This is a genomic window from Nocardioides sp. NPDC023903, assembly GCF_040639295.1.
In the GTDB taxonomy this organism is placed as follows: Bacteria; Actinomycetota; Actinomycetes; order Propionibacteriales; family Nocardioidaceae; genus Nocardioides.
This window is the reverse complement of sequence record NZ_JBEZZS010000003.1, coordinates 48261-60625: the sequence shown is the minus strand read 5'-3', so window position 1 is coordinate 60625 and position 12365 is coordinate 48261. Positions and strand designations below refer to the sequence as shown.

The window sequence follows — 12365 nt, the reverse complement described above, 5'->3', positions numbered from 1 at the left end:
CACCATGCACGACCACGGCTCGCTGCCCGCGCTCGGCTGGTCCGAGTTCTTCACCACCTGGAGTCTCCAGCCCGGCTGGCTGCTCGCCGTGGTCATCCTCGCCGCGGGCTATCTCACGCTCCGCAACGCCGCCGGCCCGGCGTCGACGGTCAAGGGCTGGCGGGTGGCGTCGTTCCTGACCGGTCTCGGCCTGATGTACGTCGTGGTCGCCTCGGCCATCAACGGCTACGCGATGGCGCTGGCCTGGATGCACATGGTGCTCCACCTGACGCTGATCATGGTCGTGCCGACGCTCCTGGTGCTCGGGCACCCGCTCACCGTCATCGCCGAGACCGGCCCACGGGCCGAGCGGGCGATGCGATCGCTCCCGGTCACCATCCTGATCCACCCGGTCACCGGCACCCTGCTCTACTCGGTGGTCATCATCGGCACCCACCTGTCCGGGTTCATGGACTCGATGGCGGAGAGCACGCCGCTGATGGTCGGGGAGCAGGTGCTCTACGTCGTCGCCGGCTTCCTCTTCCTCACCGGCGCGATCGGCGAGGAGAAGGTACGTCCCGACTTTCCCTACCTGGGCCGGATCGCGCTCCTCGTCGTCGGCATGGTGCCCGACACGATCGTGGGCATCGTGATGCTGCAGACCGAGCGCGACCTCTACCCGGTCTACTCCGGCGCCCGGCCCGAGTGGGCGCTCGACGCGGTGAGCGACATCCAGACCGCCGGCGGCCTGATGTGGGCCGGCGGTGACGGCGGCATGATGCTGCTCGCCATCGGCCTGGTCATCGCCGTTGTCTCCTCACCCGAGCGCCGGGCCAAGATGACCGGCCGCTTCCTCGACGGCGTACGCAGCAGCCGGCTCGCCGAGGAGAGCGCCCGGGGCACGACCGAGGGCCCCGCCGAGCCGGGATCCGTGGATCCCGACAGCGACGAGGCCCTCGATGCCTACAACGCGATGCTGGCCAGAATGAACCAGCAGCACTGAGTGCGTCGGTAGAGCGTCAGTTGACGCGCAGGCCCGACTCGGTGTCGAAGACGTGGACGTCCTCGGGGTCGGTGGTGACGTAGATCGTGTCGCCCTTGCCGACGTGGTCCTTGGAGGAGACCCGGACGATCAGGGTCGACGGGACACCCTCGACGTCGCTGGTGCCGTAGACGTAGGAGTCGGAGCCGAGCTCCTCGACGACGGTCACCTGGACCGGCAGCCCGCCCTCGCCCTCACCGACGATCCGGAAGCTCTCCGGGCGCACGCCGATGGTGATCTCCTTGGGCAGGTCGGTGGCGCCGACCGGGACGACGTACTCCTCGATCTTGGCGCCGCCGTCGGCGGCGGTGGCCTTGATGAGGTTCATCTGCGGCGAGCCGATGAAGCCGGCGACGAAGAGGTTGACCGGCTTGCGGTAGAGCTCGAGCGGGGTGGCGACCTGCTGCAGCTCGCCGTTGTTCATCACCGCGACACGGTCGCCCATCGTCATCGCCTCGACCTGGTCGTGGGTGACGTAGACGGTGGTGATGCCGAGGTCGGCCTGGAGCTTGGCGATGTCGGTGCGGGTCTGCACGCGCATCTTGGCGTCGAGGTTGGAGAGCGGCTCGTCCATGCAGAAGACCTGCGGCTGGCGGACGATCGCACGGCCCATGGCGACGCGCTGGCGCTGACCACCGGAGAGCGCCTTCGGCTTGCGGTCGAGGTAGTCGGTCAGGCCCAGGGTCTTGGCGGCGTCGGCGACGAGCTTGTCACGCTCGGCCTTCGGGACCTTGGCCATCTTCAGCGAGAACGCCATGTTCTCGGCGACGCTCATGTGTGGGTAGAGCGCGTAGTTCTGGAAGACCATCGCGATGTCGCGGTCCTTGGGGGCCACGTTGGTGACCTCGCGGTCGCCGATCTTGATGGCACCCGAGTTGACCTCCTCCAGCCCGGCGAGCATGCGCAGGGTGGTGGTCTTACCGCATCCGGACGGACCGACGAGCACCATGAACTCGCCGTCCTGGATCTCGAGGTCGATGCCCTTGACCGCGGGCTCGTTGGCGCCGGCATACCACCGCTGCGCCTTCTCGAACGTAACTGTTGCCATGATTCCGTTGTCTCCTTCACCGGCAGGTACGTGCCGGACGATCCGTTGTGAAGTGACCGAGGACACATTTCCTCGGCGGAGACACCATAGCCCAGATCAGTTATCAGCGGGTCAAAGCCCGGCACACAGCTGGTGCGCAACCCTCGTAGGCATTGAGCCGGCGCATCAGGTCGCGGGCATACGGCTTCGCGTGGTCCTCGGCGAAGACGTTGCGGTCCTCCCACGGCCGGTCGTAGCGGTAGAGCTCGTAGGCGTAGTCGGTGCCCTTCCAGGACTTGTCCAGGTCGAACCGGACCAGCAGCCCCTGCGATCCGCGCACCGCGATGTAGGACGGGATGATGTCGATGGTGCCGCCCGAGCCGTTGTCGAGGTCGACCTCACCGGGATGCGACTTGGCGTAGGTGTGCTCGAAGAAGGCGTACCGCCCGCCCGGCAGCCGCGGCCGGCTCAGGGTCTCCGCGAACGAGCTCCCCGAGACGTACGACGGGGTCGGGGCGCCCGCGATGTCGAGGAACGTCGGCGCGAGGTCGATGTTGTTGACGAACTGGCTGCGCTTGCCGGGCACCACGTCGGGGCCGACGACGACCAGGGGGACGCGGGTGTCGGAGTCGTACGGCGCGCCCTTGCCCCCGTTGAGCTGGTGCTGGCCCAGGTGGAAGCCGTTGTCGGAGGTCAGCACGATGTAGGTGTCCTCGCCGGCGGCCTCTCGCACCTGGGCGATCATCCGGTCGATCGACTGCACCATCCGGGCACGGTCGCGGTACTGGCTCAGCGCGGTCTCGTCGGTCAGCGAGACCTTGTTGGTGCGCCAGGCAGGAGCCTGCGACGTACGTCCCCCACGGCCGAGGTAGGTGGGCGCGTTGTCCCAGCGGTCGTCGCCGTAGCCGGCCAGGTCCTTGAGCGTCAGGTCGGCGCACTCGACCCGGCCGCAGTTGCCGCCCGCGGGGTTGCCCGCAGGCGCCTGGTCGGCGAACGCGGGCGGGAACCAGGTGTCCAGGCCCGGGTAGTGGTGGCCGAGACGCGAGTGGGGCCCGTAGGCGGCGATCTCGAGGAAGTAGGGGTCCTCGTCGTCGCGGTGCTTCTCAATGAAGTCCAAGGCATAGTCGCGGGTGACGTTGCCGGCGTACCCGGCGTCCTTCACGGCCGGACCGGCCGAGGTCGGCGGTCGCGGGTGGTTGCGCAGCTGCACCGCGCCGTTGCCGTCGAGGAAGGTGCTCTGGTAGCCCCAGCCGCCATAGGCGCCGCCGAGGAGCGCGTTCCAGGAGTCCCAGCCGGGCACCTTGGGCGGCGGGACGCGCTTGCCGTCGGCACCGATGGTGGCCTCGTAGGCGTTGATGTACTTCCCCACGAACCCGGTCGTGTAGCCGGCCTCCTGGAGCCCGATGCTGAACTGCTTCTCGACGTTGCCGTAGCGCTGGAAGGCCGACCAGCCGCCGACCGGGTGCTCAGGGTCGTTCTGGGTGTTGGTGAGCACCTTGGTGTGGTGCGGCGTCTGCCCGGTCAGCAGCGCCGCGCGCGAGGGGCAGCAGAGCGAGTCGATGACGAAGGAGTTCTGGTACGTCGCGCCCTCGGCCGCCATCCTGGTCGCCTCCGGCATCGTGCGGAGCAGCTCCAGGGAGAAGTCGTCCATCAGGATCAGGACCATGTTGGGGCGCTCGTCGGTCGTGGCGGCCAGCTCCGCCGCGTCCTCGACCGGTGCGGCCGACGGGTCGGCGGCGGCAGACCCGGCGGCGACCGTCTTCGGTCCGAGGACCAGGAGTCCGGCGATCAGGGCCACGACGGCCACGAGTGCGGCGCCCAGCAGTGCGCTCCACTTCGGCTTCATCCCGAGACTCCTTTGTCTATTATGTAACTACACAATATCTTGTTCAGGTGAGGTTAGTGCCTGATTTCCAGGCACGACAAAATCGGTCCGCGGAGCGGACCATCCCCCGAGATGTGTTGCTCAGTGCAGCTCGTGCGGCGGCGGCATCCTCAGCTGCCGCGAGCCCTTCGCTTCCTTCAACGGCTTGCGGATGACGGTGACGCCACCCATCAGCGCCAGGCCCTTGACCCGCAGCACGGGACCACCGGTCGGCTCGATGCCGCGCGGACCGACATAGCCGCCCATGATCCCGACTCCCTGCATCACGACCTGGACATCGGGGCCGACGGTGATGTTGACCCCGCCCATGATCGCGTTGGCGTAGATCACGGTCTCCTGCGCGGAGAACTGCGCCTGACGCATGTCGAGGTCGGCACCGCCCATCAGGGCGATCACGTTGCCGGTCGCCGGCACCGTCCAGACCCCGCGACGGTCGACGCCGCTCATGACCGCGACGTAGAGCTGACTCTCGATCGGGTTGGCGGCGAAGACCGCGGGGCTGTTCCCGGTGGCGGGCTTGGACACCGGGACCGGCGGCGCCGGGGTGCCCACGGCCGGCAGGTCGACGGTGATCGGGATCAGGTCGGCGTACGTCTTGGCCTTGAAGGTCGCCTCGAGGCGGTCGTCGAGCTCGTCGATCTCCAGGCGGCCCTCGCCTGCGGCCTCGCGCAGGATGTCGGCCACCTTGTGGCGGTCGGCATCGCTGATCCGGAGGTTCGGATCAGGATTCTGGCCGCGGAATGGCTCGGGGGTCGTTCCCATGGGGCGAATGCTAGTGGGGGGCTCGGAGGAACGCCTCAACAATCCCCCGATGGCATCACTCCAGGCCGAGGTGTTGCCTCAGCGTGCGCTTCGGGCCGCGCGGGCCCCGACGCTTGACGGTCACGTCGCCGAGCACAGCGAGGCCCCGCACCCGCACCACCGGGGAGTCCGCGGTGAGCGCCTCGGGCACCTTCGCGGACGGCTCGTTGAACTCCCCGAGAACGCCATTGCCCTCCACGATCACGTGCACGTTCGGTGGGACGGTGACCTTCACGCTGCCCAGGACGGAGGTCGCGTTGATGACCACCTCACGAGCTGAGTAGTGCGCCTCGCGCAGGTCGATGTTGGCGTCGCCCAGCACCGCGTGGACCGAGAACTGCTGAGGAACCACCCACACGCCCTTGCGCTCGACGTTGCTCAGGAACGCGCTGGCGCTGTCGCTCGCCTCGCCCTCGCTGTAGACGACCGGCACCGCGCCGGCGGCCGGCGCCGCGGGCATCACGGGCGCCTGCCCCGCGATCGGCAGGTCCTGCGTGATCGGCTCCAGGTCGGCGTACGTCTTGGCCTTGTAGGTCTCCTCGAGCCGCTCCTCGAGCTCGTCGATGTCCAGCCGGCCCTCGCCCGCGGCCTCGCGCAGGATCTCGGCCACCGCATGGCGGTCGGCATCGCTGACGCGCAGGTCGGCTCGGCGTGGCTGGCCGGGGTGCGGTTCAGGGAGTCCCATGATCCTGAATGCTATCGGCGTAGGTGTCGCCCGTCTCTCAGGTTCAACCCTGAGACTGGGCACTGACCGATTGGTGCGTACCCCAGTAAATAGTGGGTACTCCCGCAGCCGGGCGATGTCCTCCAGCATGGATGACGTGTCAGAAACCAATCGAAACTCGATCCCTTCGACCGACATCAGCGTGCTCGGCCTCGGCGCGATGGGCAGCGCGCTGGCGAGCGCGTTGCTCGACGCCGGCCGTTCCGTGACCGTCTGGAACCGTACGCCTGGCCGCGCCAAGGACCTGGTGGCCCGCGGCGCCGGTGCCGCGGACTCGGTCCCCGCGGCGGTGCTGGCCAGCCCCGTGGTCATCGCCTGCCTGCTCGATCACTCCTCCGTCGAGGAGACCCTCGGTCTGGCCACCGGCGAGCTGCGTGGCCGCACCCTGGTCAACGTCACGACCACGACGCCGAACGAGTCGCGTGCGCTCGCCTCCTGGGCGGCCGAGCACGGCATCGACTACCTCGACGGCGCCATCATGGCCGTGCCCGCCATGATCGGGGCCCGCGCGGGCCAGATCTTCTACAGCGGCTCGCGGGCTGCGTACGACGCCCTCCTGCCGACGCTCGACGTCTGGGCCACGAGCGAGTTCCACGGCGAGGACGCCGGCCGGGCGTCGCTGGTGGACCTGGCGATGCTGTCGGGGATGTACCAGATGTTCACGGGCTTCTTCCACGGTGCCGCGATGGTCGCCACCATGGGGATGAGCGCGTCGGACTTCGCCGCTCGACAGGCCGCGTTCCTCGCCGCCATGACCGGGGAGCTCGCCGGCTACGCCAAGGTCATCGACGGCGGCGACTACACCGTCGCGGGCCAGCAGAGCCTGGAGTTCTCCGACCTCTCGCACATCGTGCGTGCCAGCGAGGAGCAGGGGATCGATCCCGCCCCGATCGCTGCCGTCCAGGCGCTGATCGCCAGACAGATCGATGCGGGGTACGGCTCGGAGGGGCTGCCCCGGGTCGTCGAGAGCCTGCGCGCCGAGGGGTAGCTCTGGGGGCGGCGGGGCCTTGGCCGCCGGTCGGCCAGGGCCCCGCCGAGTCAGGTCAGTCGGCGAGCGGGAGATACACGCGGCTGCCCGCTGCCGCGAACTCCTTCGACTTCTCCAGCATCCCCGCCTCGATCTCCTCGGCGGACGCGCCGTCCTTTCCACCGAAGCGGTCGCGTACGTCCTGGCTGATCTTCATCGAACAGAACTTCGGGCCGCACATGGAGCAGAAGTGGGCGGTCTTGGCGTTCTCGGCCGGCAGGGTCTCGTCGTGGAAGCTCTCCGCGGTGACCGGGTCCAGCGAGAGGGCGAACTGGTCACGCCAGCGGAACTCGAAGCGCGCCTTGGAGAGCGCGTCGTCGTGGTCGCGGGCGCCGGGGTGACCCTTGGCGATGTCGGCGGCGTGGGCGGCGAGCTTGTAGGTGATCACGCCGGTCTTCACGTCGTCCCTGTCCGGCAGGCCGAGGTGCTCCTTGGGGGTGACGTAGCAGAGCATCGCGGTGCCGTGCATGGCGATCGTGGCCGCGCCGATGGCGCTGGTGATGTGGTCGTAGCCGGGCGCGATGTCGGTGGCGAGCGGGCCCAGCGTGTAGAACGGCGCGCCGTGGCACCACTCCTGCTGCAGGCGTACGTTCTCCTCCACGAGGTTGAGCGGGACGTGGCCGGGGCCCTCGACCATGACCTGTACGTCGTGCTCCCAGGCGCGCTCGGTGAGCTCGGCCAGCGTCCGCAGCTCGGAGAGCTGGGCCTCGTCGTTGGCGTCGGCGGTGGAGCCCGGGCGGAGGCCGTCGCCGAGGGAGAAGGCGACGTCGTACTGCTTGAAGATCTCGCAGAGCTCGTCGAAATGGGTGTAGAGGAAGCTCTCCTCGTGGTGCGCGAGGCACCAGCCGGCCATGATCGAGCCGCCGCGGCTGACGATGCCGGTGACGCGGTTGGCCGTGAGCGGGACGTAGCGGAGGAGTACGCCGGCGTGGATCGTCATGTAGTCGACGCCCTGCTCGGCCTGCTCGATGACGGTGTCCCGGAACACCTCCCAGGTCAGCTTGTCGGCCTCGCCGTTGACCTTCTCCAGGGCCTGGTAGATCGGGACGGTGCCGATCGGGACGGGTGAGTTGCGCAGGATCCACTCGCGGGTGGTGTGGATGTCGTCGCCGGTGCTCAGGTCCATCACCGTGTCGGCACCCCAGGTGATCGCGTGGGTGAGCTTGTCGACCTCTTCCGCGATGCTGCTGGTGACCGCGGAGTTGCCGATGTTGGCGTTGATCTTCACCAGGAACCGCTTCCCGATGATCATCGGCTCGGACTCGGGGTGGTTGACGTTGTTGGGGATGATCGCCCGGCCCGCCGCGACCTCCTCGCGGACCAGCTCGGGGTCGCAGCTCTCGCGCACCGCGACGTAGGCCATCTCCTTGGTGATGATGCCCTGTCGCGCGTAGTGCATCTGCGAGATGTTCTTGCCCTTCCGGGGCTGCCGGCGCTCGCCCTGCCACTCCTGGGTGGCTTCGCCGCGGCGTACCGCGGTCTTGCCGTTGTCCCGGAGGTCCGTCGGGCGTCCCTCGTACTGCTCGGTGTCGCCGCGCTCCTCGATCCATTCGAGGCGGCGGGGCGGGAGGCCCTGCTCCGGAGCGGAGCCGGGGCCCTCGGTGCAGTAGCGGTCGAAGGTCTCGCCGTTGGTGAGCGCGACCCGGGTCACCGGGACCTTCAGGTCGCCGATCTCGAGGCGGGTGTGGGCGGGGTGGACGGTCATGCGGTCTCCTTGGTGTGGGCGATCGGTCCTCGGCCGCGGCCGAGGGTCCAGTGCTGGCTTCTGGTGAGCTGTCGGATGACGTACGCAGCGGCCTGCTCCGCCGCTTCGTGCAGCGGGGCGCCGTAGGCGAGGTGAGCGGCCAGGGCCGAGCTGTAGGTGCAGCCGGTGCCGTGGTCGTTGTTCGTGGGGACGGCGGGGTGAGTGAGCGGGATCGGCGGCTTCCCCGGCTCGGCGAGCCAGTCTGTGCATGTCCCCGTTGCCTCCGGGTCGCCTCCGGTGACGATCACGGCGCACCCGCTGGTCGAGCCATCAGCGAGAGCAACCGCCAGCCCCTCGGGCGATCCGTCGCGCCCGGCCAGGGCCCGGGCCTCGTCGAGGTTGGGGGTGACGACGGTGGCGACGGGGAGCAGATGGTCGAGATAGGCGCGGCGTACGTCCTCGCCGCCGAGCACCGCGCCGGAGGTGGCGACCAGGACGGGGTCGACGACGAGAGGCCGGTCGGCGCAGAGACGCGCGACGAGCTCGACCGCCTCGGCGCTGCCGAGCATGCCGGTCTTGACCGCCGCGACCGGAAGATCGTCGAAGACGGCGCGGAGCTGAGCCTCGACGGTGGCGATCGGGACGGCGTGGATGTCGCTGACCCCGGTTGTGTCCTGGGCGGTGACGGCGGTGATCACGCAGGCTCCGTGCACGCCGAGCGCGGCGAAGGTGGCCAGATCGGCCGCCGTACCCGCCGCTCCCCCGGAGTCGGTGCCCGCGACGGTGAGAGCGACCGGCGGGTTCATGACGCCACCGCCGCAGTGCCGAGGGCGGCCAGCAGGTCACGTACGACCTCGGCCGGCTCCTCCGCGCGCATCACCGCGCCCATCACAGCCACGCCATGGGCCCCGGCCGCCACCGCCTCGGCGGCGTTGTCCGGGGTGATCCCACCCAGCGCGTACGTCGGGAGCGGCAGGTCTCCGAACGCATCCGGTCCGAGCGGCGGCCCGTAGCCGGGCTTGGACTCGGTCAGCGCGTACGGGCTCAGCATCGCGTAGTCGAACCCCTCCTCGGCCGCGGTGGCGACCTCGGTGGCGCTGTGGCAGCTGCGACCGCGGTGTAGTCCTACGGGTGAGGTGTTGCAGCTCGCGGATGCGGGCAGGTGCAGGCCCACTGCGGCGGGTAGAGCGGTGTGGGCGGCGATCACGTTCAGGCCGAGTCCGGCGAGCAGGTCGGCCAGCTTTGCTCGATGCTCCAGGGGCTCGTCGAGCTCACGGAGCACGACGTGGGTCAGGCCGGCCTCGGCGCACGCTGCCATCGTCGCGAACAGGCTGCGGCCGAGCGGCAGCTGGGAGCGGTCGGTGAGGACGAGCAGTCGCGGTAGCGCGCTCATGCGATCCGGCCCTCCATCGGCGAGGAGGCCCGGGCGACCGCCTGCCGCGGGATCCGGCCGGCGGCGCGGGCGGTGTACCCGGCCTCGACGGCCAGGCGCAGCGCGTGAGCCATCCCGACCGGATCGTCGGCGCGGGTCACCGCGGTGGCGGCGAGGACGGCGGCGCAGCCGAGCTCCATCGCCAGGGCCGCGTCCGAGGCCGTCCCGACACCGGCATCGAGCACGACGGGCACGGACACCGCGGCGACGACCGCCTCGATCGCGTACGGGTTCAGCAGCCCCAGCCCCGACCCGATCGGCGAGCCGAGCGGCATCACCGCCGCGCAGCCGGCGTCCTCGAGCCGGCGGGCGAGGACGGGGTCGTCGGTGGCGTACGGAAGGACCGTGAAGCCCTTGCGCACCAGCTGCTCGGCGGCCTCGACGAGCTCGACGGCGTCGGGCATCAGCGAGGTCTCGTCACCGATCACCTCCAGCTTGACCCAGTCGGTCTCCAGCGCCTCGCGGGCGAGCTCGGCGGTCAGCACGGCCTCGCGTGCCGAGAGGCAGCCCGCGGTGTTGGGCAGGATCGGCACCTCCGCCGCGCGCAGTGTCTCGAGCAGTCCACCGGACGCGGTCGAGGACGTACGCCGCATCGAGACCGTCACCAGACCGGGCTCGGCAGCGTCGATGACGTCGGGGAGCAGGGCCAGGTTGGGCAGGCCGCCGGTGCCGAGGAAGAGGCGTGAGGAGAGCTCGCGCCCGGCGATCTTCAGGCTGGTCATCGGTGGGGTGGTCATCCGCCCTGCACCGCCGTCACGATCTCGACGACATGACCGTCCTGGAGCTGCCATCGCGCCCAGTCGTCGCGCGGCACGATCTCCTCGTCCACGGCGACGGCGATGCCACTCGGCCGCCGGTCGCCGGTACGTGCCTCGAGCAGGTCGGCAACGGTGCCGCTGACCTCCGTCGGCTCGCTGTTCACGGTGATCTTCATCCGTCCTCCTTCATCCGGAACCGGCGCGGATCGACCGCGGGCTCCACTGACCCTGTCTCGATGTGGTCGGCCACCAGCTGCGCGATGAGCGGCGCCAGCAGGACCCCGTTGCGGTAGGCGCCCGCGGCGAGCACGACGCCCGGCTCGTGGGTCGGACCGACCAGCGGGAGGTTGTCGGCGGTCCCGGGGCGGTCCCGCGAGGTCACCTCCACCACGCTCGCGCGGTCGAGCGCCGGCACCACCCGGCGGGCGGAGTCGAGCAGCCTCCACACGCCTTCGACGGTCGGCAGCAGCGGACCGTCGCGCTCCTCGGTGGTGGCCCCGATGACCACCTCGTCGCTGTCGATCCGCGGCACCACGTAGATCTGCTCGCCGTGCGCCCAGGCCCGCACCGTCCGCTCCACTCGCTCCTGCGTCCGCACGCGCACCACATCGCCGCGCACCGGGCGGATAAGGGAGGAGTACGGAGCGGGCAGCTTCGCGCCGGTCGCGATGACGGTGACCGTGTTGGTCTCGACACGCCGTCGTTCGTCCCTCACGACGGCGGCTCGACCAGCGGTTCCGTCGGTCGAGCCGCCGGAGCCGCTAGGCGGAGGCGTGTCGAGACCAACACGGTCCCCGACCCGATCGAGCAGGGCCGCGACGACCGCACGCGGGTCGACGGAGTGGTCCTCGGCGAGGAAGGCCCCGCCCGCCACGCGGCCGAGTCCGGGTTCACGGGCGAGCAGTTCGCGGCGTAGGAGCCTCTCGTAGGAGACCCCGGCGAGATCGAGCACCGAGAGCTGCCGCTCGACCTGCTGGACGTCCCCGGCATCGAGGCCGACCAGCAGGGTCCCGCGGGTGTGCACGGGCACCCCGAGCCGGGCGGCGAAGTCGGGCCAGAGCGCCAGGGACGACAGACAGAGCCGGGTCAGCTTTTCCTCGCCGTACCAGGCCTCACCGGCCGGGCTGAGCATGCCGGCCGCGGCGTACGACGCCCCCGAGCCCGGCGCCGGATCGACCACCGTGACCTCGTGCTCACGGCGGATCAGCTCGTCGGCCACGGAGAGCCCGACGATCCCGGCACCGAGGATCCGCGCCCGCATCAGCCGACGGCTTCCACGAGCTCCTTCGCGGCCTGGCGTGGGTCGGGTTGTCGCCAGAGCCCGCCGATCACGGCGACCCCGTGGGCACCGGCGGCGCGTACAGCCCCGGCGGAAGCCGTCGAGATCCCGCCGATCGCGATCAGCGGGAGGACACCGGCAGCGTCGGAGACCGCGGAGACCCCCAGCGGGTCGGGGAGCCCGGCCTTGGAGGTGGTGGCGAAGATCGGGCCGAAGCCGGCGTAATCCGCGCCCACGGCGGCGGCCGCCTCGACCGCGGCACGGTCCCGGCAGGTCGCGCCGATGACCAGCCCCGGAGCGACGGCGTCGGCGATCCGCCGGGCCTCGGCCAGCGGAAGGTCGGAGGCACCGAGGTGGACGCCGTGCGCACCGGACGCGAGCGCCACGTCGAGCCGGTCGTCGACCACCACACAGGCGTCGTACGCACCGACCCGCTCGATCACGGTCGCCGTCAGAGCGAGCAGCTCCCGGGTGGTCGCGGCCTTGTCCCGGACCTGGAAGCCGGCGACCCCGGCCTCGGCGAAGTCGGGCAGCAGGGCGAGGTCATCGGTCGAGGAGACCAGACAGAAAATACGTGGAAGAAGCACAACCAATCACTTCCTTCGCCGGCATGATCCGGATCAGGTGTAACGGTCGGAGCGGCTCCAGCTCCCTCTCAGCCCGCTGCCGCGGACTCCCGTGTGGACGTCTCCGACCATAGCGCGCATCCCCGAGCGGCCGCAGCCCG

At 70.3% G+C, this 12365-nt stretch carries 13 protein-coding genes and 1 riboswitch; of the genes, 2 read left to right on the top strand and 11 right to left on the bottom strand.

Annotated elements, in window-relative coordinates:
• Positions 1 to 4 precede the first annotated feature (4 nt).
• Entirely contained in the window at positions 5 to 982 is a 978-nt protein-coding gene (locus tag AB0F44_RS05145) for a cytochrome c oxidase assembly protein (protein ID WP_357353736.1), read from the top strand.
• A gap of 16 nt (positions 983 to 998) precedes the next feature.
• On the opposite strand, the gene ugpC is transcribed toward AB0F44_RS05145, so the two are convergent.
• The 4 genes from ugpC to AB0F44_RS05125 all read right to left on the bottom strand — a co-directional run bounded on the left by ugpC (position 999) and on the right by AB0F44_RS05125 (position 5419).
• Positions 999 to 2069: a sn-glycerol-3-phosphate ABC transporter ATP-binding protein UgpC gene (gene ugpC / locus AB0F44_RS05140; RefSeq protein WP_350662389.1), complete on the bottom strand. Its 1071-nt coding sequence runs from the start codon at positions 2067 to 2069 to the stop codon at positions 999 to 1001.
• Positions 2070 to 2172: 103 nt separating this feature from the next.
• Positions 2173 to 3894, bottom strand: a complete 1722-nt coding sequence (locus tag AB0F44_RS05135; RefSeq protein WP_357353315.1) for a sulfatase-like hydrolase/transferase — start codon at positions 3892 to 3894, stop codon at positions 2173 to 2175.
• 120 nt (positions 3895 to 4014) lie between these two features.
• Positions 4015 to 4695, bottom strand: a complete 681-nt coding sequence (locus tag AB0F44_RS05130) for a DUF1707 domain-containing protein (protein ID WP_357353314.1) — start codon at positions 4693 to 4695, stop codon at positions 4015 to 4017.
• A gap of 55 nt (positions 4696 to 4750) precedes the next feature.
• Positions 4751 to 5419 carry a DUF1707 domain-containing protein gene (locus AB0F44_RS05125; RefSeq protein ID WP_357353313.1) on the bottom strand — a complete coding sequence of 223 codons (669 nt, stop codon included), beginning with the start codon at positions 5417 to 5419 and terminating at the stop codon, positions 4751 to 4753.
• Positions 5420 to 5546: 127 nt separating this feature from the next.
• Here AB0F44_RS05125 and AB0F44_RS05120 point away from each other — a divergent pair, with 127 nt between their 5' ends.
• Positions 5547 to 6446 (top strand): NAD(P)-binding domain-containing protein, encoded by a 900-nt coding sequence (locus AB0F44_RS05120; RefSeq protein ID WP_357353312.1) that lies wholly within the window; start codon positions 5547 to 5549, stop codon positions 6444 to 6446.
• Between the two features lie 55 nt (positions 6447 to 6501).
• On the opposite strand, the gene thiC is transcribed toward AB0F44_RS05120, so the two are convergent.
• From thiC to AB0F44_RS05085, 7 genes are all read right to left on the bottom strand, one after another.
• The gene (gene thiC, locus AB0F44_RS05115; protein ID WP_357353311.1) at positions 6502 to 8190 is read right to left on the bottom strand and encodes a phosphomethylpyrimidine synthase ThiC; all 1689 of its coding nucleotides are present in this window, start codon (positions 8188 to 8190) and stop codon (positions 6502 to 6504) included.
• Positions 8187 to 8975, bottom strand: a complete 789-nt coding sequence (thiD, locus tag AB0F44_RS05110; protein ID WP_357353309.1) for a bifunctional hydroxymethylpyrimidine kinase/phosphomethylpyrimidine kinase — start codon at positions 8973 to 8975, stop codon at positions 8187 to 8189. Before thiD ends, thiC begins: the two co-directional genes overlap by 4 nt.
• Positions 8972 to 9562 (bottom strand): thiamine phosphate synthase, encoded by a 591-nt coding sequence (locus AB0F44_RS05105; RefSeq protein WP_357353307.1) that lies wholly within the window; start codon positions 9560 to 9562, stop codon positions 8972 to 8974. The genes thiD and AB0F44_RS05105 overlap by 4 nt, the downstream gene beginning before the upstream one ends.
• Positions 9559 to 10338, bottom strand: a complete 780-nt coding sequence (locus AB0F44_RS05100) for a thiazole synthase (protein WP_357353305.1) — start codon at positions 10336 to 10338, stop codon at positions 9559 to 9561. Before AB0F44_RS05100 ends, AB0F44_RS05105 begins: the two co-directional genes overlap by 4 nt.
• Positions 10335 to 10535, bottom strand: coding sequence for a sulfur carrier protein ThiS (gene thiS, locus AB0F44_RS05095; RefSeq protein WP_179656574.1), 201 nt, complete (start codon positions 10533 to 10535; stop codon positions 10335 to 10337). Before thiS ends, AB0F44_RS05100 begins: the two co-directional genes overlap by 4 nt.
• Complete coding sequence (gene thiO / locus AB0F44_RS05090) at positions 10532 to 11620, bottom strand: glycine oxidase ThiO (protein ID WP_357353303.1); 1089 nt, start codon at positions 11618 to 11620, stop codon at positions 10532 to 10534. Before thiO ends, thiS begins: the two co-directional genes overlap by 4 nt.
• Positions 11620 to 12225 carry a thiamine phosphate synthase gene (locus tag AB0F44_RS05085; RefSeq protein WP_357353301.1) on the bottom strand — a complete coding sequence of 202 codons (606 nt, stop codon included), beginning with the start codon at positions 12223 to 12225 and terminating at the stop codon, positions 11620 to 11622. The genes thiO and AB0F44_RS05085 overlap by 1 nt, the downstream gene beginning before the upstream one ends.
• A riboswitch (TPP riboswitch) is annotated at positions 12219 to 12328 on the bottom strand. It overlaps the preceding gene by 7 nt.
• Between the last annotated feature and the right edge of the window lie 37 nt (positions 12329 to 12365).

Coding starts and splice junctions, on each gene's coding strand:
- AB0F44_RS05145 (WP_357353736.1), top strand. CDS start 5: ATGCACGACCACGGCTCGCTGCCCGCGCTCGGCTGGTCCGAGTTCTTC.
- ugpC (WP_350662389.1), bottom strand. CDS start 2,069: ATGGCAACAGTTACGTTCGAGAAGGCGCAGCGGTGGTATGCCGGCGCC.
- AB0F44_RS05135 (WP_357353315.1), bottom strand. CDS start 3,894: ATGAAGCCGAAGTGGAGCGCACTGCTGGGCGCCGCACTCGTGGCCGTC.
- AB0F44_RS05130 (WP_357353314.1), bottom strand. CDS start 4,695: ATGGGAACGACCCCCGAGCCATTCCGCGGCCAGAATCCTGATCCGAAC.
- AB0F44_RS05125 (WP_357353313.1), bottom strand. CDS start 5,419: ATGGGACTCCCTGAACCGCACCCCGGCCAGCCACGCCGAGCCGACCTG.
- AB0F44_RS05120 (WP_357353312.1), top strand. CDS start 5,547: ATGGATGACGTGTCAGAAACCAATCGAAACTCGATCCCTTCGACCGAC.
- thiC (WP_357353311.1), bottom strand. CDS start 8,190: ATGACCGTCCACCCCGCCCACACCCGCCTCGAGATCGGCGACCTGAAG.
- thiD (WP_357353309.1), bottom strand. CDS start 8,975: ATGAACCCGCCGGTCGCTCTCACCGTCGCGGGCACCGACTCCGGGGGA.
- AB0F44_RS05105 (WP_357353307.1), bottom strand. CDS start 9,562: ATGAGCGCGCTACCGCGACTGCTCGTCCTCACCGACCGCTCCCAGCTG.
- AB0F44_RS05100 (WP_357353305.1), bottom strand. CDS start 10,338: ATGACCACCCCACCGATGACCAGCCTGAAGATCGCCGGGCGCGAGCTC.
- thiS (WP_179656574.1), bottom strand. CDS start 10,535: ATGAAGATCACCGTGAACAGCGAGCCGACGGAGGTCAGCGGCACCGTT.
- thiO (WP_357353303.1), bottom strand. CDS start 11,620: ATGCGGGCGCGGATCCTCGGTGCCGGGATCGTCGGGCTCTCCGTGGCC.